The sequence below is a fragment of the Marivirga lumbricoides genome (assembly GCF_014636295.1).
Lineage (GTDB): Bacteria > Bacteroidota > Bacteroidia > Cytophagales > Cyclobacteriaceae > Marivirga > Marivirga lumbricoides.
The window spans coordinates 1-19650 of record NZ_BMEC01000010.1; the positions used below are offsets into that span (position 1 = coordinate 1).

General features: G+C 36.8%; 18 protein-coding genes. 9 read left to right on the forward strand and 9 right to left on the reverse strand.

The features are described 5' to 3' along the window. Positions 1-1739: 1739 nt before the first annotated feature. From IEV85_RS15130 to IEV85_RS25225, 4 genes are all read left to right on the forward strand, one after another. Positions 1740-2675, forward strand: a complete 936-nt coding sequence (locus IEV85_RS15130) for a hypothetical protein (RefSeq protein WP_188464896.1) — start codon at positions 1740-1742, stop codon at positions 2673-2675. Continuing rightward, complete coding sequence (locus IEV85_RS15135; protein WP_229712606.1) at positions 2641-3021, forward strand: hypothetical protein; 381 nt, start codon at positions 2641-2643, stop codon at positions 3019-3021. The genes IEV85_RS15130 and IEV85_RS15135 overlap by 35 nt, the downstream gene beginning before the upstream one ends. A gap of 456 nt (positions 3022-3477) precedes the next feature. Then, positions 3478-3735, forward strand: coding sequence for a hypothetical protein (locus IEV85_RS15140; RefSeq protein WP_188464901.1), 258 nt, complete (start codon positions 3478-3480; stop codon positions 3733-3735). After that, positions 3717-3836: an IS1 family transposase gene (locus IEV85_RS25225; RefSeq protein ID WP_188464902.1), complete on the forward strand. Its 120-nt coding sequence runs from the start codon at positions 3717-3719 to the stop codon at positions 3834-3836. The genes IEV85_RS15140 and IEV85_RS25225 overlap by 19 nt, the downstream gene beginning before the upstream one ends. Before the next feature lie 36 nt (positions 3837-3872). Here the strand turns inward: IEV85_RS25225 and IEV85_RS15150 are convergent, their stop codons facing one another. Together IEV85_RS15150 and IEV85_RS15155 are read right to left on the reverse strand one after the other, a co-directional pair. Further along, positions 3873-6998, reverse strand: a complete 3126-nt coding sequence (locus tag IEV85_RS15150; RefSeq protein ID WP_188464905.1) for a DNA polymerase III subunit alpha — start codon at positions 6996-6998, stop codon at positions 3873-3875. An 18-nt stretch (positions 6999-7016) separates the two neighbouring features. Further along, the gene (locus tag IEV85_RS15155) at positions 7017-8156 is read right to left on the reverse strand and encodes a DNA polymerase Y family protein (protein WP_188464907.1); all 1140 of its coding nucleotides are present in this window, start codon (positions 8154-8156) and stop codon (positions 7017-7019) included. A 596-nt stretch (positions 8157-8752) separates the two neighbouring features. Between IEV85_RS15155 and IEV85_RS15160 the strand changes: the two genes are divergently transcribed. The 4 genes from IEV85_RS15160 to IEV85_RS15175 all read left to right on the forward strand — a co-directional run bounded on the left by IEV85_RS15160 (position 8753) and on the right by IEV85_RS15175 (position 13931). Continuing rightward, complete coding sequence (locus IEV85_RS15160) at positions 8753-8926, forward strand: hypothetical protein (protein ID WP_188464909.1); 174 nt, start codon at positions 8753-8755, stop codon at positions 8924-8926. Beyond that, positions 8926-9975, forward strand: coding sequence for a nucleotidyltransferase-like protein (locus tag IEV85_RS15165; protein ID WP_188464911.1), 1050 nt, complete (start codon positions 8926-8928; stop codon positions 9973-9975). Before IEV85_RS15160 ends, IEV85_RS15165 begins: the two co-directional genes overlap by 1 nt. Further along, positions 9968-10909, forward strand: coding sequence for a TIR domain-containing protein (locus IEV85_RS15170; RefSeq protein WP_188464913.1), 942 nt, complete (start codon positions 9968-9970; stop codon positions 10907-10909). The genes IEV85_RS15165 and IEV85_RS15170 overlap by 8 nt, the downstream gene beginning before the upstream one ends. 175 nt (positions 10910-11084) lie before the next feature. Next, positions 11085-13931 carry a P-loop NTPase fold protein gene (locus tag IEV85_RS15175; RefSeq protein ID WP_188464915.1) on the forward strand — a complete coding sequence of 949 codons (2847 nt, stop codon included), beginning with the start codon at positions 11085-11087 and terminating at the stop codon, positions 13929-13931. A 154-nt stretch (positions 13932-14085) separates the two neighbouring features. Here the strand turns inward: IEV85_RS15175 and IEV85_RS15180 are convergent, their stop codons facing one another. After that, positions 14086-14241 carry a hypothetical protein gene (locus IEV85_RS15180; RefSeq protein WP_188464917.1) on the reverse strand — a complete coding sequence of 52 codons (156 nt, stop codon included), beginning with the start codon at positions 14239-14241 and terminating at the stop codon, positions 14086-14088. Positions 14242-14360: 119 nt separating this feature from the next. On the opposite strand from IEV85_RS15180, the gene IEV85_RS15185 reads away from it, so the two are divergent. Further along, positions 14361-14603: a helix-turn-helix transcriptional regulator gene (locus tag IEV85_RS15185; RefSeq protein WP_188464919.1), complete on the forward strand. Its 243-nt coding sequence runs from the start codon at positions 14361-14363 to the stop codon at positions 14601-14603. Here IEV85_RS15185 and IEV85_RS15190 read toward each other — a convergent pair. From IEV85_RS15190 to IEV85_RS15220, 6 genes are all read right to left on the reverse strand, one after another. Next, positions 14600-15169: a hypothetical protein gene (locus tag IEV85_RS15190; protein WP_188464921.1), complete on the reverse strand. Its 570-nt coding sequence runs from the start codon at positions 15167-15169 to the stop codon at positions 14600-14602. The genes IEV85_RS15185 and IEV85_RS15190 overlap by 4 nt on opposite strands. Positions 15170-15249: 80 nt before the next feature. Then, positions 15250-15561 (reverse strand): hypothetical protein, encoded by a 312-nt coding sequence (locus tag IEV85_RS15195; RefSeq protein WP_188464923.1) that lies wholly within the window; start codon positions 15559-15561, stop codon positions 15250-15252. Continuing rightward, positions 15551-16744 carry a P-loop NTPase family protein gene (locus tag IEV85_RS15200; protein WP_188464925.1) on the reverse strand — a complete coding sequence of 398 codons (1194 nt, stop codon included), beginning with the start codon at positions 16742-16744 and terminating at the stop codon, positions 15551-15553. The genes IEV85_RS15195 and IEV85_RS15200 overlap by 11 nt, the downstream gene beginning before the upstream one ends. 80 nt (positions 16745-16824) lie before the next feature. Further along, positions 16825-18861, reverse strand: coding sequence for a DNA (cytosine-5-)-methyltransferase (gene dcm / locus IEV85_RS24900; protein WP_229712608.1), 2037 nt, complete (start codon positions 18859-18861; stop codon positions 16825-16827). Then, positions 18858-19331 (reverse strand): JAB domain-containing protein, encoded by a 474-nt coding sequence (locus IEV85_RS15215; RefSeq protein WP_188464926.1) that lies wholly within the window; start codon positions 19329-19331, stop codon positions 18858-18860. Before IEV85_RS15215 ends, dcm begins: the two co-directional genes overlap by 4 nt. Positions 19332-19375: 44 nt before the next feature. Then, entirely contained in the window at positions 19376-19540 is a 165-nt protein-coding gene (locus IEV85_RS15220) for a hypothetical protein (protein WP_188464927.1), read from the reverse strand. Positions 19541-19650 lie beyond the last annotated feature (110 nt).

Here is a 19650-nt window from a genome sequence, read left to right on the forward strand (position 1 = left end):
AATGGCTTAAAATGTACAACCTGAGGGAAGTACAACACCTTGCCGGCCATCGCTACATCAGCAGTACAGAAAGTTATTTGCAAAATGATATGGAAGGTTTACAGGAAGAAGTACAGCAGTTCCATCCGTTGGGCTGAGGTCGTTAATGAATTAGATAATATCAAGAATAAGAAGTGTTTTAAAGCTGCTTTTAAAAAGTACCCTGATTTAAATAGTTTTTAAAAGGGTTTTAAAAGCAGTGTTTAAAATGTTACACTAATAAGTTTTTTTTTAAAAGGGCAAGTCGAGTGAATAAAGCTCCTGTGCCGAATGAAATTACATCGGAAATAAGGTTAACAGATATGTCTTGCAGCAGCTCCATTGAGTATCAAATATAGCGAATTTATTGCGTATCAAAAAATGCGTGTGTAGCGCAAAGAATGCGTAAAATGCCGTCATTTTATGAAAGTTGACGGTATTATTTACGCAAATGCCGTCAAAAGCTTTACAATGTTAAAATTTTAGGTTTTTTTTTAAAAGGGAATGTGTGATTAAAGAAGTGAAAACACCTGAGAACATACCAGTTATAATTGGTAGCAAGAATAGTAAAAATATCGATTCCCACGAGTTTAACATGAGATAAAGATAATAAAATAATCTCAGCTACACAAGGCTTTGCAACCTTCGGCCTGCACGCTGCCAGCTTATGGCTGGCAGCGGAAAAGCGGTGTGCCTGCGGTGCGTTGGTCAGGCTGCGTTCCGTAAAACTGCAAGTCTTCACACCTTAAAACATGCGCTACACACTGATTATTAGTTGAATGATTACCAGCTTTGCGAAAAGCTACAGCAGGTAAAAAGGCATCAGAGTGCAGCGCATATTTAGCAGCCACACAAATCCCACTTGCATTTTACTCCACTTGCTGCCCATCCGCTCCTCGCCACGGCTGTTCCCTTTTGCTTTTTTGATGTGTTTGATCCCTGCGGGGCTAAGGCAAAAAAAACAAAACCTCAGCCAGAGTTAGGCGGGCCTGCGACCACCGCCAGACACTGCCAGTCGTGCTGCGCACTTCTTCTGGCAGGCTGGCTGGTGGTACCCGCAGTGGCCCGCAGAGCAGACAGTGCAGGTTATGAAAGTGAGAGGTTCTAGCTATTATTATCAGATTTTTAGTCAGTGTATGGCTTACCGCGCTCTGGAAGCAGGTTTACATTTAATGAAGTGCAGCAGTTCGCTTGGAGCATCTCGATAAAAACCAAATGGCAGGAAAGTAAGTGCTTGACAACAAAGTGAAATGATGCCATTTACTTTTTTCCGAGATGTTTTACCGCGCATTTTGTCCTCTAAAAAGTATCGATTAAACCTAATAGACGGAAACCCCAAGTACACTTTGCTGTAATGATTGCTTTGATCGATATATTTCTTGTCCTCTGAATAATAAACCCCTCTTAGTACCTTTGGATTAATGATTTTGAAGGAAAAATGATGAAAGTCTGTCTTTTGCTTCAGAAAAAACTATTTATCTAAAAGAAGAAGATATGGGAGTTATTACAATAAGTTTTTTTGGATGGTTTATTATAATGTTTTTGCTGCTAATGGTATGCCCAAAAGACAGAATACCATTAATAAGAGACTTTTTTGAAAGAGTTTTGCCAAGGCTGCCAATAACAGGGATTATAAAAGCTATTAAAAACAGAAAAAGCTCTTAGACTTATTTACAGGTTCAGAAGGATTATTATAAACAAAAAACTATCTTGAAGGCTCAATGGGCTGTTTAAAATTATCATATTATGAGGCAGGGGAAGGCATAGGCGAAACCGCATTTTTTTCAGGGGGGAGCCTAGAGAAAAAAGAGGGTGCGTTAAAAAATTGCTATAATTACTATCCATTCGGTCTGACTTTCAATAGCTATAAAAGGGAGTACAGTAAAGAAAACACAATGAACACTTTTCAGGACCAGGAAGTAATCAAAGACTTTGATCTGAATTGGGTTCAGTTTAAATGGAGAAACGATATGCCGGAATTGGGAAGGTTCTTTAATGTGGATCCATTGGCAGAAGATTACTACTATAACTCACCTTATGCTTTTAGTGAGAATAGGGTAATTGATGGGATTGAGTTAGAAGGATTAGAGTGGAAAAGTATTAAGGACGATGATAATAAAACTGTCATAAACATTGTCAATGTAAAGGTTCAGAATAATTCTAAACTGGATAATACTTCAGCAATGGCTTTAGTTATGGATGTTATGAATGAAAGTGAGAAATCATACTCTGGTGTTGATTCAGACGGATATAAAGTTATAACAAAAGCAACCATTGATTTTGATTCCCCAGTCAGTGAAGGTGATTTTTATATAGAATTAAGAGACAATATAGAAATGTCTGGAAATTCAATATCTAACTATGCTTATGGTAAAGTGGATAAAATTGGTGATACAAAATCAAATCGTATTCAATTAAATGCAAGAAAAGCAGAAAATGATAGAGAAGGATTAATTAAATCAGGAGTTCATGAATTAGGGCATACTGGTGGCTTGACCCATCCAAATCCAAATTCCTCTGCTCCAGGGAAGGATGATAATGGAAATTACTTGGATAGCAAAAATGTAATGCTACACAATAGTGATAATAAGAGTGTTACTCCTCAACAATTAAAATTGATAAATGATACAATTGAGAATTTGCAAAATGGTTTTTAGGGTAATTATTTTAATTACAATAGCTTCTTGTACAACTAAGGAAGTTACTGAATGTGAAAAAATCAATATTGAAAAAGCAGTGTTGTTTTTTGAGTCTGGATTTGATAATGATAAAATAAAAGTTGAATATCAAGAAGAAATTGTTTTTGAGAAAGTGATTTCTACAGATACAAGTTTAGACTTAGCAGCCGAAATGGAAATAGAAGTGAAAAATAATAATTACTTTATGCTTTACTTAAATAATAAACGCGTATCAAATTATTGTTTGGGTGCTTTTATAGAGATTGATAAGATAAATGAAACCATAGATTATAAATCAGTCACTGAACCTAAAAAGTATCAATAAATACCCCGGTAATGCTTCAAAACGTAACTTTCTCGCGTTATAACTATTTTTAGGCATTACCTAATGTTTATTCTTACATTATTAAGTATCTGTTTAAAAATTGGTTAGCTTAAACCAACTATAAATCAGCTAAACTTACCCTAATGCAACAAACCGTAACTAAAATAACGATTGACTGTAAATACTGTGATGGTAAATGTCATAAAAAAGGTTACAGGCATGGTTCTCAACAACATTGGTGTCAATTATGTAAAAAATATCAAAAGAGATTTTATCGATATAAGGTCTACGAAGTGACGTTACCATTTCTAACTTTGTAAAAGAGGGTGTGGGAATGAGAAGTACAAGTCGATTGTTAAAAATTTCTAAAGGCACAGTGACCAGCCGAGTTGAAAAAATTGCTTCTTCCATAAGCAAACTGTCTATCCCTAAAAAAAAGTCTATCAAATAGATGAATTGCACACATGTATTCAAAACAAGAGCCATCCCATTTGGATAGTAATTGCTATGGAAAAGAATACCAGGCAAGTAGTTGATTTTTATGTAGGTTCCAGAACAAAAAGAAGTTTGGGAATGGTGGTTAACATTATTTTGTATTCAGACCCTACAGAAATAATTACAGATAATTTAAACTTATATAGGTCTCTTATACCTGCGGAAGTACACTCAATCAAACCCTATGTGCTAACAATTATTTGGAGAGGAAAAACCTGAGTTTAAGAACGCATCTAAAAAGGTTAAACACAAGAAGTATTTGCTTTTCTAAAAGTAAAGTGATGCTAATTGCATGTTTAACTATTTATTTCTGGGGTTAAAGCAGGATTCAGTGAGCTAAATGCAATGGATTAAGCCTACTTCCTTCCCCCAATAGACAGCTGATTTTCCCTTCCTTTTTCTGTAGTGTATTTACCGGAAACTGGTTTCCTGCCATACAATTCATCGAGCTCCTCCTGGTTAGGATAAGGAGCACGTGAAGTGTAGCTGTGGGCTACCCTCATATTGTTCCATACATGGTTATCCGGCCTACTCTCTTCGCTGTAACGTGGATCAGGGATCATTGGTAGCTTCTCCATTTTCTGTACTTCCAGGGTTGGAAAATCATGATCAACGGTGATCTTTCCTAACAATAAGTAACAGCCAAGTCCTGTGAAAGGATAGCTTTTAAGTGTGACAGGAAAGTGTACTGAGTCAAAATAGCCTCCATAAACATCAATCCAAGTGCCAAAATTCATTTTAGTTTTACCATCCTTATTAGTAATAGGTACATCTTTAATGGATATCAAATAGCCCACCATGCGCACTACTTTGTTGGCATTCTGCAGTAATTCCGAAGCAAATATAGCACCCCGGTAATTAGTTTTCAGTAGGTTAAAAGGGGAGACCGAAACAGGATATCCCAAGCCTTCCATTTCATCAAAGGCATCTTCAAACATGTCTCCTTCATCCAGCTCATAGCTGAATTCTTTGGGCTTCATATCAAAAAGCTGTAATTCTTTGGTTTTTACGGGCTCATGAGAGAAAAAGCGCTTGGCCTCAATAATGAGCTGCCCTTTACTTCTGGAAATACTGCGCAAAGCCCCGGCATAAATGGCGTAGCTTGTATCATCAAATGTTAATTCAGTCCTACCTAGTAAATCCTGAAGGGAAGAAAATTTACCATTCTTGCTACGAGCTGAAACAATTGTTTCAATCCCTTTCTGAGAAAGATGCATGATCTGGTCAATCCCCAGGTAAATCGTTTCTCCTTTAAGGCTGGCATTGGCCATGCTGAAATTGATATCCGGAGCTTCAATATGTGCACCTAACATGCGAGCTTCATTGATGTATACCTCAGGCCTATAGAAACCACCATTATTGTTAATCACTGCAGTAATGAATTCCAGCGGATAATACGCCTTTAAATACAAGCTCTGATAACTTTCCACGGCATAGGAAGCGCTGTGACTTTTACAAAAGCTGTAGCCCGCAAAAGAGGCAATTTGCCTGTAAACCTCTTCTACAATTTCTTTTTTGTAGCCGAGAGCTTCACAATTGGTAAAAAACTGATTCTTTACCTTATCCATTTCCTTTTGCGAGCGGGATTTACCCGACATCCCGCGCCTCAGCACATCAGCATCATTTAAATCGAGCTTGGCAAAATGATGCGCTATTTTGATGACGTCTTCCTGGTACACCATTACCCCGTAGGTATCTTTCAGCTGCTCTTCAAATACCGGGTGGAAATATTGAATGCGGGAGTGGTCCCGATGCCTTTCCACATATTCGCGCATCATCCCACTTTGGGCAACACCCGGACGAATAATGCTACTGGCCGCCACCAGTGTTTCATAGGTGTCACATTTAAGTCTCCGGAGCAAACCGCGCATGGCCGGACTTTCAATGTAAAAACAACCAAGCGTTTTACCCGTGCGCAGCAACTCGTTGCATTTTTCATCTCTTTTAAAGCGTTTGGTATCAGCAATATCAATTTTTACACCTCTATTGGCTTCAGCAATTTGTACGGCTTCCTTAATGTGTCCCAAGCCTCGCTGGGAGAGAATATCTATCTTCTCCAGGTGAAATTCCTCTGCCATGTACATATCTATCTGGCAGGTAGGAACGCCCTTAGGGTAAATATTCATGGCCGTATAATTGGCAATAGGTTCTTCCGTAATATAAATCCCACAGGAATGCATGGATAGCTGATTGGGAAAGCCAGCAAGCATCTTACCATAGTGCTGAATGTTTTTCACCAGGTGATCTGAAGGAGGATGCTCCATAGAAGTACGGGAAAGCTGATCGAGCTCCTCCTTAGGCAAACCAAATACCTTTCCGAGCTCACGCATGGTAGAACGATGTTTAAAATCAGTGACTGTTCCACAGAAGCCGGTATGTTCCCTTCCAAATCGCTTGAAAACATAATCAATGATATCATCCCGATCCGTCCAACTCCAGTCTATGTCGAAATCGGGCGGACTTGTACGCTTATTGTTCAGGAAGCGGGCAAAATACAGGTTGAGTTCTATAGGATCTACCTCGGTAATTTTTAGGCAATAAGCCACCAGCGAGTTGGCACCACTACCTCGGCCTACGTGAAAATATCCTTTGCTCAGGCTATGGCGGACGATGTCCCAGGTGGTAAGGAAGTAACAGCCAAATTGCATTTTGTGAATGATTTCCAGCTCATCGTAGAGGCGTTGCTTTGCAATTTTGTCGTTAGGCGCATAGCGGTCTTTAAAGCCTTCCAATGCCAGGGTTTCCAGCAGAATTTTATCTTCGTAATAACTGGAAGTATAGCATTTCTTGTTTTTGGGCGATTTAAAATCGAATGGAAAGCTACACTGGTCCATAAGCAGTTCTGTATTCCTGATGATATCCGGATAGTCTTTATAAAGCAGCTTCAGTTCATGAAGCGGAAGCATATATTCACCGATACCGGCATGTTCACTATCCCTCAAATGGCTTAGGAGGATGTTTTTATCAATACAGCGAAGCAATTTATGCAGGTTAAACTCCTGTTTGCCGAAAAAGGTAACAGGATAGAGGCATACCAGTTTGTCCGCTTTGAGCGCAAATGAAGGTTTATATCTTCTCAGTTCTGCAGGCTTAATGCCAATAAATTCATGTTTCTGAAGGATTTCAGGGACATTATGCGTTGGATAAATGACAAAAACATTCGTAAAATGAGGAGACTGCAAGGGCAGAGGCATCTCAGATAAATTCGTTTTGGTCAGCAGTTCGTTGATCTCCCTGAATCCATCTAAATTTTTGGCGATAGCCACATACAATAAAGTCTCGTTTTTCCTGATTTCTACACCTGCAATTGGTTTAATCCCTGCCTCCAAACATCTTTTAGCAAAATCAGTAATGCCGGTGGTACTGTTAATATCAGTAAGTGCTAAACAATCTACACCATTTAATAGTGCTTGTTGTATCAATGCCTCAATGGACAAAGTACCATAGCGTAATGAATAGAAAGAGTGACAATTTAAATACATAATACCTGTAATTATTAATTATAAGCTCAAAGCCCTGTGTACAATAGCGGGGTTATTGTAGCGGTTTTTGAGCCAGTCCATGGCCTGGTATAACTCGATGGTTTTGGTATTATCTGTAAATAAATTAATCTGGTGGCTCCCCTGAACTAAATGAGATAGTTTGACACCGACCAATCTGATGAGCATTCTTCTCTTATAAAGCTTCTTAAAAAGCTCAAAAGCTATTTCCATCAGGATCTCATCATTGGCACAAAAAGGAATTTTCTTTTGCATAGTCTCCGTATCATGGTTGGAGTAGCGAATCCGCACCGATACGCAGGCACACATTTGCTTGAGTTTGCGCAATTGAAAGCCCAGGTATTCCACCAGTTTGAGCAATGTGGCCTTCAGCAGTTTCATATCCTGAGTATCCTGATCGAAAGTAAAATCCTTGCCAATGGATTTCTCTGCAGAATAGGGGATAACGGGCGTAGGATCAATGCCATTGGCTTTTTTCCAGATGCCGATACCGTTCTTTCCCAGCAATTCATTCATGGCTTCGGGAGGCAATAGCCTGATATGGTTGATAAACTTAATTCTAACTCTGCGGAGTAGTTTGAAAGTAGTGGTACCCACGGCCGGCAAACGCCTGATGGACTGCGGATCCAGGAAAGGCTGCACTAAGTTTTCCACTACCTCGTAGCCTCCTAATGGTCTGGCGTGAGCTGTGCATATTTTGGCCACGGTTTTATTGACACTTAAGCCATAGAGCAAAGAAAGCCCGGTTTCGGACTTCACCTTATTCACCAGTTCGCGCGTAAATTTTGAGGAGCCGTGGAACCTGTCCATACCTGTCATGTCAACATAAAACTCATCAATCGTAGCTCTTTCGTGTAAAGGCGTATTTTCGGTGAGTATTTCATTCACGATGTCTGAATATTTGGTAAACAGGTCAAAATCCCCTTTCAGCAGCACCGCATCAGGACATCGTTGCAGGGCAACACGGGTGGGCATTCCTTTTTGCACGCCATATTTTTTGGCTTCAGCCGAAGCGGAAGCAATGATGCCCCGGTTATTTAAGCCTCCGATGAGTAAAGGTTTCCCTTTCAGATCAGGAAGCTTCAATAAGGTGCAATTGATAAAAAAAGCATCTAAGTCAATGTGGGCGATCTGTCTCATATTTACTAATATATTTAGCAAATATAGAGATATTACTAATTATATTAGTTTACGTGTAAGGAAAAAATGTATAACCTATTTTTTAGAGTCAGATAAAGTATGTCTCTCAATATAAATTAATATTTACTTTAATGAGATAATTTTTTGATTGATGAGGAAAATTAATTCAATATATAGCGAGGATTTTGAAATCTCTTAACTCCTACCTTTAAAATGTTAATGTAAGATTATAAAGAATTTGAAAAGAAACCTTACAGAAAAAACTGCCATTATTGCAGGAAGTAATGAAGCATGTCATAATTCTTCATAACAACAAGCCTAATTAACTGCCGAAGTTGCAGGTAAATTAGTATGGCATGGTGTTTAATGAAAAAAATAAGATGTAAGAAGTGCTTTAGATTTTGGACGTTTCTAAAACACTTCTTGAGAATGCTGGATACTTGTTAATGGCACTCTCAGATATGTTATACTGGCCGCAAAGGTAATTGTTTCAACTTCAATTACAAATATTTCCTACCAGATTATTTTCATCTACATAACAAGCCGGTAAATCTCATTCCGGACTAATGAGTTGAAACTATTAAATTTTATTCTTTATGGCAACAAACAAACCATATGGAGACAATGCTCGGAATGGGGCAGTCAAAGAAAGAACGCAAACCTTTAATCCTAAAACTCAGCAATGGATAAAAAGAGATGCAACAAGTGGTAAATTTATGGACGCTAAACAGGATGGACGACCATTCAAGGGGGTGCGAAAGGAAAAGTAATGAAAAGTTACAGAAACTTAATTGAATCTACGCGCTCAAGGCTCAATCCAGATAGAATTACTTTTAGTAAATCATTTAATGAGGAGCTTTCAAGTATTTCATTCAGCGATATTCAAACCTTTGTCAGACTTGCGATGAAGTCTGTGGAACCTCAATACACAAGTATTACCAAAGAAGCAGGGGAAAGGGTGAAATCACATCTAAATTTGAAATTAACAAATCATTCCTTTAGATACCAAGGCTCAGTAATGACGAATACTCATATAAAAGGATATAGTGATATTGATTTGTTAGTGATTTCTGAAAAATTTTATACTTACGATGCTTTAAATACTTCTAAGGTAATTGAGGAAAATAAAATACATGATTATGTTAAATTGAATAGGCTAAAAAACGAATCAGCAGCCCAGCGCTATTATGGAGATAGTTTAGAAGATTTGAGGCTGTTGAGAAAAGATTCGGAAATTACTCTATATGCAGTTTATGATATATGCAATTTGAATAAAGGCAAATGTATAGAAATCACTAATCAGCACTTAAATCGAGATGTTGATATAGTTATTGCAAATTGGTATGACGATGTTGACTCAATAGTTAATGGAAAAGGAGAGAATCGTGGAATTCAGATCTATAATAAAGATGAGGATGAAGTTGAAAAGCCTGATTATCCATTTCTAAGTATTCAAAGGATTAATTCGAGAAGTTCCTTTACAGAAGGTAGGTTAAAGAAAATGATTAGGTTTTTAAAAACAGTTAAAGCTGAATCAGATTTAGAGATTGATTTATCTAGCTTTGATATTAATGCTATTTGCTATGATATTTGTATAGATAAATACAGGTATAAGTCCTACATAGAATTAGTGGATGTATTATATTACCAATTACGTAGCATTCTGTCCAATGAGGAGCATGCAAGAAGGTTGAGCTCTGTTGACGGGAAGGAGCTTATTTTTGTAAAGGACAATACAAAATTGGAAAAGCTAAGAATGTTATTTTCTGAAGTAGAACCAATTTATACTGATTTAAAGAAAAGGTTGACTTATGGATAATAAAATTAGCGTTTTCATAGGTAGCTCCACCGAATCCTTAAAAATTGCGAAGATTGTAAAACGTCTCCTTGAAGTGGGGGGCGGAGTTGAGTGTACTATTTGGAATGAGGGGGTGTTTGAATACAACAAATCTTTTCTTGAGTCTTTGTCAAATGTGAGTTATTCATATGATTTTGGTATAATGATCGCTACTAAAGATGATATTGCCCTAATCAGGAAAAGTGTTAAGAGTATTCCGCGTGATAATGTCATATTTGAGTATGGCTTGTTTTTAGGTGTTATGGGGAACCTTAGAACCTTTCTCTTACAGGAAGAGGGTGCAAATCTGCCAACTGATCTACTTGGATATACTACTCCTCGGTTTGATTCTGGCTTTAGCGAAGAGAAGTGGGAGAAATTATTAAGTAAAATAAAGCAAGTCATAATTGAGGAGTATAGTAAGAGTATTATTAAAATATTACCATCAACCTCCCTTGCAATTGGTTATTTCAATTCCTTTTTGAAGAGGGTTGGGAGATATGTGATAGAAACGCAGGGAACTTTACTTAATAAAAATGATTGTGAGCATTCTAATGCCAAAGTACAGATTATTATACCTGAGGAGTTAAGTAGTGATATTGGTGAGAAAGCTCAGATTTTCTATAGAAGTAATGGTTTGGTAGGGGATGAAATAGGTCAATCCAACAGACCATTTCCAATATGGTTTCATAAAAAGCAAGATGAACTGATAATAATTGACATGCCTACTACTCTTAATTCTATCCGACCTTCGGTGGAATTATTAATTCCAACTTCTTCATTAGGGAATAATAAGATAAAATATAAAGTAGAAAGGAAAGAACTTGAGAATTTTAAAAGAACGCTTGAGTATCTAATTTCTATTGATGATTATTCCAAGGCTTGTGTAGAAGTGGTTTGGGAGTCTGAGTTTTAGTTTAACAAATTAGTGACAAAAATGTGCAGTGAATCGCTGCACATTTTTTTATTCATCAAGATTTTTTTCCAAGTTCGAAAAAAGGATCCCAATTGAAATGTCCATTGCTTTCAACATTTGGTTAATTGTTTTAAGGGTTGGTTTTCCTTTCCTATTTATAATTAGAAGAAATAAAATGACTAAATATCCTTATACAATTTTAACTGAAGAGGCTACGAATAAAGATTTATTTGGGAATAAGGCTCATGAGAGAATTGCCAAAACCATTTATCAAACAATCAAAGAAAATGATAAGGGGTTAGCTATAGGCATTGAAGGTGAATATGGTTCGGGCAAATCCACTGTCGTAAGACATTTAAAAGAGCAATTAGATAAAGAGAAAGACTTATATGCGACCTTCTATTTTGATGCTTGGGCGCATGAAAGTGATCCTTTAAGAAGAGTGTTTTTGGAGTCAATGATTAAAAGCTGCTGTGAAGAAAAGAATGAAGACATCAGTATCTTACAGTCAAATATAAAATATAATAAAACCACTGATGAGAAGTCGAAGAAAGGAAAAATCTCAAAATTCGCTATTGTATTTTCGGTAATCCTTTTTCTTATCCCTGTGGGAATTCAGTTACTAGGGAATGTCAATTATTCGAACCTAACATTGATTTGTACAGAATGTAATATCGATTGGTTATTTGTTTGTGGATTATTCTTCTCTCTATTTCCAATATTATTAATCGTTTTAAAAATTATCTATTTAAAAAGTAGTGGCAAAGATATTTTAGATTTATCACAATGGCAGTTCATTAATCGTTCTTTAAGTAGTACTCCAGATGAAAAAGTAATTACAGAGCAAGAAAGAACATCCATTGAATTTCAAGAATACTTTGATCAAATATTAAATAAAATATTTATAGAGAAAGATAAAAAGTTGATTATTTTTATCGATAACCTTGATAGAATAGAAGAGGACCAAGCTCTTAAGGTATTTTCCACCTTACAGATTTTTCTACAACATCGAAATGGTATAGAAAGTACTAATTCTTTACATGATAAAATTTATACTGTAATACCTTTCGATCCATCAGGAATTGGGTTGCTTTGGGAACAAAGAAATTCAAATAGCCTTTTAAGCCATGTTAAGAAGCCAGCCAATAATTCTATTAGTTTTCTGGATAAAATTTTACAAGTGAGAATTAACGTTCCCAACCCTGTTGTAAAGGGCTGGAAAGAAACAAGCGGTAAGTTAATCGATCAAAGTCTTAGTAAATGGAATCGAGATGAAATTAATGTTGTTAAAAATGTTTTTCACTTTACAAATACATCCCCTGATTTTAATCCGAAACCTAGGGAGATTAAAATTTATATAAACCAAGTAGGTCTTCTAAGAAATCATTTTGGTAAACAAATTAGTACTGAAGCAATTTCTTACTTCGTCATGAAGAAATATGTTCAGAAGTTTTCAATAAATGAAATAAAGGAGATGCTCAATATATCGTTTTCTGAAAAAACACAGTCTTTATTAAAATCACCTGAAGTTGAAAAAGAAATAGCTGCAATATTGTATGATGTGAAGAATATCAATGATGCATATATTCTTTTGCTACAAGAGAAATTGGTTATAGCACTAAGCAATCATAAAGATGAAGAAGTATTGGGATTAGAGAAAGCTCATGAGGAGAATTTCTGGTCTGTAATTAGACATTTTGTGAGCACATATGATGATCAAAATCTATACAATATTATAGGCTGTATATACAAATGTTTTGGTTTAGATAAATTAAAAGAAAGTAGCTTACAGGTTATTAAAATTAAGGCTAATCAACTGGTTCGTAAACCCGAATTGATTTGGAAGGAAAATAGTATACACGAGGATAAAGAAAGACTAAACACCATTGCTTGTTTCAGTTTTAGTAAAGATGAAGTTGTTCGTGATGCGTGGTTTAAACTTTATAAATATGCTCTTACTACAGGCACTGAAATTATTGAAGAAAATCAGAATGCAATTGTTCAGAAGTTAAAGAATCTAAATCTGATTTATGAAGAAATTAAAGTAGTAGTTGGAGATAACAAGCTTGAATTACAAAAGGGCGTGAACTGGCAATTCTTGGCGAAAGTGGATTACCAATACGATTTAAAATTGAATAGGATCATTACTGTAAGCCAAATAGCTGTAGATGATTTCATTGAAGGGATGAAAAAAGTTTTTAATGAAATTGACGAGCAAATTGAACTTAATATTTCATATGAGCTACTTTTTTTAGATCGAATAAATATGATTAAAGAAGCTGATTTAGTAAATCTAACAGATGGTCTTTTTTATGCTTTAAAGAAAAGAGAAGAAATACATTCTTCGAAAAGCAAAGAAGATTTAATGATTATAAACTTAGGTTCTGCTTTTGTAGATCTTCTATATCAAACGTCAGTTAAATACAGCAAGCTGGAATTACTAAAGGGAATAGTAAGTGATAGCAAATTTTATGAATATGTTTCAATTAATGTAACTGTAGAGGCTGATCACATATTCAAACTAGCAACTATTAGAGCTTACATACTTAAAGAAGAATACCATAACTATCTAAGTGAAAGTATAGCTGAAGACTTTACTTATATGTCGATGGTCTACGGTATTTTCAAAAAAGATGAAGTGGAATTCGCTAAGTATTTATGCGAGGACTTAAAACGAAATTCCATGTGGAAAACAATTTGGTCTTTAATTAAATTGCACGACAGTCCAGTGATGAGAAGAGTACTAATTCAATTAATACTAGAGAACCAAAAATCACCCTTTCAAGCAGCAACGGTAGAATTGAATTACTACAATGGTTTAAGGTTATTATCTGAAAAAGGCTTTGCAAAGCATTTTAGAGCCTATGATAAATGGTTTTTAGAGAACAGCAACATAGAAAAGGAGTCTTTAGATACTAGTCAATTTCATTTATGGGTCGAAGAAATATCATCTAATCAAAAATTAAGTAATGCTGATGAGACAAAGATGAGGATGATACTTCAGAGTCTAAAAAGATTATAATTCCGTTTGCAAAAACTGGAGATGATAAGTATCAAGTTTGCAAATTCAAGTAGGTTATTAGCAAATTGCCTGACAAACAATATTAAAAATAGGTATGAATGCTATAAGGAACTAATCGCTTTTTATGGTGGCTGAAAAAGGGATATAATAACTATTATTCTTCAGAAGCTTCATTCACCATCTGCATCTTATCATAAATTTCATAACATTCTTCTTTTGAGATATTGTGCTTTGATTTTAATGAATCATACAGAACCTGAACTGCTTCTTCTCTTAACCTTCTTTTATCTTCTGTGAGAGAATTTCCCATAGTTACTTTTGCTTTTCGATTGAAAACTAATACAATTTACTTTAAAATACAATATACTATTTATTAGTAGTAATTAATAAGTGGTAACAAATAGGTATGAATGATTTTTCCTTTGTTGTATGTCAAAGGATGATGACTTCAGCAAAGAACAGCTTAGCAAGCTTGGTAATAGAATAAAGACGTTGCGTATTGCAAAAGGATATACTAATTACGAATATTTTGCATACGAGCATAATATTCCAAGAGCCCAGTTCGGAAGGTATGAAAGAGGTGAAGATCTTCGGTTTAGTAGCTTGATAAAAGTAGTGAAAGCCTTTGATATGACGCTTACCGAATTTTTTCAGGAAGGATTTGATGATTAATTAAACAATTTACTCAGGAAGGAAGGCTTTCTTTCTAGTATAATAGTATAAAGACTGTCAGCTTGTGACTGAGGATTATCAAATTTAATTTCTGCTATAGCCTGTTTTTTCTTAAATAAGTTAAAGGGTTTCTTTCCTGGCTTTCGGTAGTAGTAGGTGATATCAAAATTATGAATGATCTCATAAGTTATCGATAACGTATCAAGAGATGGTAAATAGAGACCTTCCATGTTCAGGTGATCATCTGAAATAGTAAACTTCTTTGCAGATAGTACAACATTATCAGTTTTCAAGTAAACAGTATCTATTAAAGGTATGTTTAATGAGTCAGAGGTAGATGCTTTTACAGTTGAATAACTAATAAGGTTCTTTCTAATATTGCCAATATCTTTTCTTATAGTTTCCTGGAGTTTCTCTGCCAGCGCCATCTTAGCATTGGAGGCATCAATTTCAGCAAGTTCCACCCTCAGGCGGTTTTTACCTGCTTTGTCTTTCCATTGCTGCATGTCCTGAAAACTGAGCTCTGAAGCTTCTTTAAAATCAAGCACTTCGGATCTTTTTACCATGAGCATGTAGACGAGTATCAAGATTAGGATCAACTGCGCAATCCAAAAGTATTTTCTTATCAATTGGAATATTAATACCATCAATGAGATTTCTTAAAGTCAGTAAGTTTGTCTGCTTTGTCTTTCAACTCAATTTTTATTTCATATAGCAGCTTAGTCATTTCAGTGGTTGTATTATTGATTTGTTGCAAAAGTTTGTCCTGGGTGAGTTTAAGATTGATATGTTTCTCCTTTTGCGTATTAACTTCCAGCTCTAACTTAGCCAACTTTACATGAACATTCACCCACATGCTGATTACCACAATGAGCAAACTGATTGAGCTTAATAACATATGTCCCATATTCAGTGTGGTATTTAATCTGAAAGGCTGGTTTACATCTTCATTTTTCATCTTCCACTAGTTCACCTGAGTTAATAATCGACTTCGTTGCTATGTTGTATTGCAAACCTGTTTCACCATACCTGTTTTTAGTGGCAACTGCATAATTGTTTCGGAAAGAGTCATCCACTTTTACTACTTCAAGGTTGACGCCCGCGTCAAATAGTGGTGCAGTGCCACCACGGATAGTACCTTGGGTGGTACGCTGAAAGATTACTATGAAGATCGTATCAGGGAAATCTTTCCGGAGTTTATCAAATTCAGAAGAATGAGCATTGAGTTTATTCCAACTATCAATAACAACTACATCAAATTCCTTCGCTGCTTTCCTGATCGTTTCAATGCCTTGAGGTAGTTGATCGGTGATGAAGATTTTACCTCTGTTGCCGGGAGCAACATATTCCTCTCGCATTCTTCTGATCAAATCCGAGCGCCTGCCAATCTCCAGGGAAAATATTGCGATCTGATTATTTAAACCAGCGAAAGCATCTGCCAACTGGTAGCCAAACCGTGTTTTTCCACCTCCCTGGTCGCCTTCTAAAGTAATGGCCAATTCAAATCGCTCCAGGTCACCTAGCAATTTGCCTAAGTCCCCAGCTAGTCTAAAAGAATTTTCAGAAGGTGCGGTGTTAATGTCATTCATCGAATTGAAAATTGACAGCGAGCGTTTTTCCGTATTAGTAGCTGGTAAATGTGCCTTTCTTGATAAAGGCAAACCAGATAAACCGTTCAGCTCATTGGAGCTTATTGCCCTTCGTAGTTCTGCCTTCCAATCTTTATTGATAAGGATCTTAATCTTCCTGTTACCTTCTAATTTATTGTACTGACTTATCAGTTTTTCCTGGATTTTCTGAATTTGCCTGGCATGCATGGAAGACCTGGTAATCTGTTTGGTTGCTATGGCCTTTTGAAGTGAGCTGATATAGTTGCGTAACTGAAGTTTGCTCATCGTCTTACGGTCGAACTTCAGAAAACTTTCAATAAAGAGCTCCTCTGTTTCTGCTTTAGGTTTAGCTAACTGAAGTTGCTGATTAAGATTGTTTAGGTATAAATCAATCGACTCTTTCACTGTTTTATCCTTGTCGTACCAGTCTTTGGCTTCCATGAAGAACTCATGACCTTCCTGGTAAACTTTAGGCAGCTTAGCCAGGTTTACCTGCTTAATATTCTCTTGATAGTTGATGACAGAAATCATAGGCCAAGGATAGGACGATCTGATTTTTAGCTTTCCGTTTGATTCATGATAATGGAGGTTTAACTAATAGTTATTATCATCTACAATATTAGATGATCCTTAAGAGTCAGCTTCATTTTAAGTGATTTGGCTTTTAGAAGTAGTAGGCTTGTGACCCCATCTAATTCATTTTTCAGTGGATAGTTAGCAGTTAAAACCTCAGTTTTGACTTTGTCTGTTTGATGCGTAACAGAGACCCCCGAGCTTTTCTCCAGTGTGTGCCATTTATGTTTATTTGAATATTTCTTAAGGATTCCTGATGGATAACTGCTCAATAGAAATTTTCCTTTGAGATTAGCCAGAGTAATCAAGAGCTCTTCAAAGTCCTTTTCTGAATAACCTTTGTAATGTCCCATATCGGAATTAAAGTAAGGAGGGTCACAATAGAAGAAACTATCTTCAGTATCCCTGCTTTTGATTACAGTAATAGCATCATTACATTCCATGTCTACCATTTCCAAGCGATCTTTAATGGCCTTCGTAAACGCAAGTTTTTTATTTAAAAATCGCTTCTGAGTGCCATTCGATTTCCGTTCGTAGGCATACCCTCCAAATATCCTTGCGGAGAAGCTCATATTGGTCTGCACCCAAAATGCCCAGGCCCTTTGAACAGCATCCAGCTTTTCTGGATTCTTCAGCATATCATGAGTCTCTTTATGCACCTGCCTGCTATGTGGAGTGCTTTTTATCAGTTTCTCCAATTTGTTGAAATCACTGTGGCAAACGCGGTAGAAGTTCACTACTTCTCCGTTTAAGTCGTTGATGACCTCCATTTCAGAAGGCTGTTTGGCGAAGAAAACCGCAGCACCTCCTACAAAAGGTTCACAGTATAATCTGTGATCCGGGATCAGGGAAAGAATGAGACTTACCAGTCGTTGTTTCCCTCCGTAATAGGTAATAGGTGTCCTCACAAAGTCTAAACCTTCAAGATTTGGTTCTACTAATCCCTTCTCTTTAGCTAGACTCTTTTGTATGTTTAATCCTACGGCTTCCACCACAGCTACGCTCACTGCATTGCCAAGAAGCTGATACCTCCTGCTGTCACTTATTTCTTTCAACTCACCATCAAAGATTCCTTTGCTTGTCCAGTCATCAGGGAACCCCTGCAATCTCTCACATTCCAAAGGAGTAAACCTTCTGATAGTTTCCATGTTCGTAAGCAAATTTTCACTTTCTGTGTTAGTAGTAAGCGCTCCGGTAATGCCATCTTGCCTTACTTCAAAACCTCTCTCCCTGAATGGAGCATAATCAATGCCTTTCTTCTGGTTAGCGCGCCTGATTGCCTTTGCTTTTTCGGTTCTTACAGATCGCATTGGATGCCATTTCTCCAACAGGAAATTATGGTCATCCGCTTTGGTAATGCAGTTAGAAATACCTGCTTTTCTAATGTTCAGATTCTCTCCCTTTTCGTACTTTTTACCTCTTAAGGTTAAGATATAGGGTGAATAGTTCCCGCTATCACCCACTTTAGTACTTATTGTTGGAGCAATGTTGGCTTGTGAGAGGCTTTCATTGCTTTTTTTAATCGCACTATGGCTCTGTCCGATAGGAAATACTTCGGGTCTGGCTTGGGTTCTAAGAGATCCGACAAGGTACACCCGCTCTCTGTTTTGGGGTAGAAACCAGGCAGTATTAAGCAGTTGCCATTGGATGTCATAAAGCCCAAGGTCGGCAAACGCTCGCAATACGATTTCAAAGTCTTTGCCCTGGTTACTGGAAAAAAGTCCTTTGACGTTTTCAAAGATAAACAAACTGGGCTTGAGTTCATTGATGATTCTAACTGCTTCAAAAAAGAGCCGGCTTCTTTTTCCTTTGATGCCTTTCCTTTTTCCAGCAATGGATAGATCCTGGCATGGAGATCCGAAAGTGATAATGTCTGGTTTTTCGATGCTTCCTTTCTTGATTTCTTCAACTGCTCCTGCATAAATGGCATTTTTGAAATTGTAATGATAATTGGCAATAGCGTATTTGTCTATCTCACTGAAGTAGTGTTTTCGGAATCTCATTCCGGCAGCAGAGAGTCCTTTAGGGAAACCTCCTATGCCGCTAAAGAGGTCAAGCAAGATGAGGTCACTCATAATATTCCCTCGTCAGAAAATGAGAAGTAACTTTCTTTTGTCACAATCAAGTGATCTAGCAAACTGATCTCATGCAAGTCACCTATCTGCTTGATCTTCCTCGTGATTTTGATATCCGAACTGCTCGGTTTTAAAGTGCCTGATGGATGATTATGGGCGATAATGATGCCACTGGACAAACTCTTTAAAGCAATGGCAAAAATGATTCTGGGATCGGCTACCGTTCCGGCAATTCCCCCCTTTGAATGGCGATAGTATCCAATTACGCTGTTTTTCCTATCCAGGTAAATGACATTAAAGAACTCCTGGGCTTCGATACTTCCTCTACGATATTGGGAACGAATAAAATTAGCAGCATCTTTGGAAGATTTGACATTGCCCAACACTCTTTTGCCCTTATTGTAACTAAGTTTAATTTCAGGAATTAAATTGGCTTTGAATTGTCCGGCAATTCCTGAAAGTTCACCCATTAGCAGCTGGGCTTTCCTTTCCTTCTTGTAATATTTGCCAGCCACTACAACTTACCTTCTTTCTTCAGTTCTTTAGTTGCGCGTTGAATGGCTTTTGTCCAGGCTTCACCAGCCTTTCTGGTGCGCTTTGCATGACGGCTGATTATCGTTACTCTTTGTGTGTTGGCTGACTTCCCTGAAGTAGACTTACTCTTTCTCTTATATTTCATCTTACCGTTTTGGTGGTAAGATTAGGAAAGTTGAGAAATGCGATTTCGGGTTAGTTCGGGATAAGACAGTATTGCAATTATGAACTAAAGTTATTTCTTTAAATTATAGT

Coding starts and splice junctions, on each gene's coding strand:
- IEV85_RS15130 (WP_188464896.1), top strand. CDS start 1,740: ATGGGCTGTTTAAAATTATCATATTATGAGGCAGGGGAAGGCATAGGC.
- IEV85_RS15135 (WP_229712606.1), top strand. CDS start 2,641: ATGATACAATTGAGAATTTGCAAAATGGTTTTTAGGGTAATTATTTTA.
- IEV85_RS15150 (WP_188464905.1), bottom strand. CDS start 6,998: ATGTATTTAAATTGTCACTCTTTCTATTCATTACGCTATGGTACTTTG.
- IEV85_RS15155 (WP_188464907.1), bottom strand. CDS start 8,156: ATGAGACAGATCGCCCACATTGACTTAGATGCTTTTTTTATCAATTGC.
- IEV85_RS15160 (WP_188464909.1), top strand. CDS start 8,753: ATGGCAACAAACAAACCATATGGAGACAATGCTCGGAATGGGGCAGTC.
- IEV85_RS15165 (WP_188464911.1), top strand. CDS start 8,926: ATGAAAAGTTACAGAAACTTAATTGAATCTACGCGCTCAAGGCTCAAT.
- IEV85_RS15170 (WP_188464913.1), top strand. CDS start 9,968: ATGGATAATAAAATTAGCGTTTTCATAGGTAGCTCCACCGAATCCTTA.
- IEV85_RS15175 (WP_188464915.1), top strand. CDS start 11,085: ATGACTAAATATCCTTATACAATTTTAACTGAAGAGGCTACGAATAAA.
- IEV85_RS15180 (WP_188464917.1), bottom strand. CDS start 14,241: ATGGGAAATTCTCTCACAGAAGATAAAAGAAGGTTAAGAGAAGAAGCA.
- IEV85_RS15185 (WP_188464919.1), top strand. CDS start 14,361: ATGTCAAAGGATGATGACTTCAGCAAAGAACAGCTTAGCAAGCTTGGT.
- IEV85_RS15190 (WP_188464921.1), bottom strand. CDS start 15,169: ATGGTAAAAAGATCCGAAGTGCTTGATTTTAAAGAAGCTTCAGAGCTC.
- IEV85_RS15195 (WP_188464923.1), bottom strand. CDS start 15,561: ATGAAAAATGAAGATGTAAACCAGCCTTTCAGATTAAATACCACACTG.
- IEV85_RS15200 (WP_188464925.1), bottom strand. CDS start 16,744: ATGATTTCTGTCATCAACTATCAAGAGAATATTAAGCAGGTAAACCTG.
- dcm (WP_229712608.1), bottom strand. CDS start 18,861: ATGAGTGACCTCATCTTGCTTGACCTCTTTAGCGGCATAGGAGGTTTC.
- IEV85_RS15215 (WP_188464926.1), bottom strand. CDS start 19,331: ATGGGTGAACTTTCAGGAATTGCCGGACAATTCAAAGCCAATTTAATT.
- IEV85_RS15220 (WP_188464927.1), bottom strand. CDS start 19,540: ATGAAATATAAGAGAAAGAGTAAGTCTACTTCAGGGAAGTCAGCCAAC.